The sequence below is a fragment of the Paenibacillus sp. TSM33 genome, assembly GCF_056099025.1.
Genome location: NZ_JBLZXB010000087.1, coordinates 1 through 230, shown reverse-complemented (window position 1 = coordinate 230; position 230 = coordinate 1). Strand labels below are relative to the sequence as shown.

General features: G+C 53.0%; 1 rRNA gene. It reads left to right on the top strand.

Features of this window, described 5'->3' with window-relative positions:
- Positions 1–230, top strand: a 23S ribosomal RNA gene (locus tag ACN6NF_RS26010); the annotation flags it as partial.

The window sequence follows — 230 nt, the reverse complement described above, 5'->3', positions numbered from 1 at the left end:
CAGGTCGAAATTCCTGTACCACCGTAATCCGCTATGAGCGATGGGGTGACGCAGTAGGGTAGTGACGCGGACTGATGGATGTCCGTCTAAGCAGTGAGGCTGATGTGTAGGCAAATCCACACATCGTGAAGGCTGGGCTGTGATGGGGAGCGAAAATTATAGTAGCGAAGGTCATGATCTCAGACTGCCAAGAAAAGCCTCTAGCCAGGAGAAGGTGCCCGTACCGCAAA